At 30.9% G+C, this 1,717-nt stretch carries 2 protein-coding genes; both read right to left on the minus strand.

What is annotated here, in order from left to right; genetic code table 11:
* Positions 1 to 310: 310 nt before the first annotated feature.
* Positions 311 to 1,279 carry an SMI1/KNR4 family protein gene (locus DNC80_RS03510; protein WP_182649262.1) on the minus strand — a complete coding sequence of 323 codons (969 nt, stop codon included), beginning with the start codon at positions 1,277 to 1,279 and terminating at the stop codon, positions 311 to 313.
* 148 nt (positions 1,280 to 1,427) lie between these two features.
* Positions 1,428 to 1,717: hypothetical protein (locus tag DNC80_RS15790; RefSeq protein WP_220485200.1), on the minus strand; the 290-nt coding region annotated here is incomplete at its 5' end.

Consider the following 1,717-nt stretch of genomic DNA (forward strand, 5'->3'; position numbering starts at 1 on the left):
GTTTTCCATTTACCATAATTTACACCAAAAAGTGAATTTATATTTCTGTATGTTTTGTTTTCTAAATTCATTTCAAACCCTTCTGTTGAAAAGACATTTAATGCAAAATAAATATTAATCCAAAATAGAAAGGTTCAGTAGCCAATATAACAATTCCGAAAACGCCTAATGTGCTTCCAAAAATTTTTTGCATTAATAATATTTCCTTTAAATGGATCATATTTCTCCTAGATTTTTTTATATCATCATTAACGGTTTGCAAATAGGATCTCGCGATAGTAGCACTTATTTGCAGTTAGCGGTTGTTTTGTTAGTCATACTTTTTTATCTGTTCAAATAGATAGCTTTTATAACTGTCAGTGAAAGTTAGTCCGCCAAAAAGTTTTTTTGTTATCTGTTTTGAATTTATTTTCTGGTCAAACCAATCTAAAAAGAAATCAGCATAACCTCCTGTTGTGATTTCCTTGTTACCCATAGCAACCATATGCGGATATTCCTTTTGAAAATGTTGTCTGTTTTTAATGCTTTTGTTTATACTTAAAAGATAAAACTGTATGTCATAAGCCAAATATGAAAGTTCGTCCGCGTGAAGTCCAAAATATCCCTTATTAGTTGTCAATTCTGTAAAAAGATTTCTCAGAATTCTGTCAAAATTTATTGAAGTGTCTTTTTTGAAATATTCTTGAAGAATGTCTGAAAATTGCCCTGTTTTGAAAGTGTCAAGAGTATTTATTAAATCTTGTTCTGAAGTATCAAAAACTGCTGAACTTACAAGTCCACGAATAAAGGTTTCAAAGTCTTTCGCTAAGAATGTTTTTTTGTAATCCCATTCTTGATCAACGTGAACAACTTCAGGCTCTCCTTCTTTTCCGCATTTTGAATAATCTAACATTATCATATCGTGTCCTGCTGATGGGCAATCACAAATGAATACGCCTGTGTATGGGTATCCCCATTCGTCAATCATAAATTGACTTCCTAAACTACCACATAATGAATAAGTTTTTGTCCTACCAATTCCCATAATTCCTGTTATTGCACAATAGTCTTCTGCCCAAGAGGTACTTTCAGCAGTCGGAAAGCAACAGTTTTTAGGTGTCCCACCATTGTGAATTTTCATTAATTCAATATATGAAGCTGGAAGTTTGAAACCAAGTTCTTGTTCTACAGAATAAATAAGTTCATCTGTTGGGCTATCTTCTACATATTCGGTTAATGAATGGTCGCTGTCTTCCCAAAAGTCCGAAAAGTCAAAGTCTTGAAATATTTTTTGTTCCATTTTATTTTTATTAAGGTGTCTTGTTAAAATTAGCATCAACGTTCCCTTGCTATACGAGGTTTGGGATTAGATTAAACCTTATTTTCGGATTTGCCAAATTTTCACAAATACAAGACCAATTTCACATTAAGCTTAATGCCCAAATCCGTTATAGCGCCTGTTGGTGAAAGTACCTTTCTGTAGCAATATGATTCCAAAATTCTATTTTCTCTTTCGTAGATTCTTCCAAATTATTAAATGTTTTCAGAGTGCATTCAAATTTATTTTTTAATTCAATAATTGAAACACAGTTTATCATATTAATAATCCTTAAAGCATTTTTTAAGTGCATTTTATTATCATTTGAATTTTTATGTAACGTGTCAGAACCATTAAGTTGAATTAATGAAATAAATTCTGAATGTGCATAATTTGAATATAATTTATAAGGAATTAGAA

Origin of the sequence: Flavobacterium sp. SOK18b (assembly GCF_014156605.1) — a bacterium.
GTDB lineage: Bacteria > Bacteroidota > Bacteroidia > Flavobacteriales > Flavobacteriaceae > Flavobacterium > Flavobacterium tiangeerense.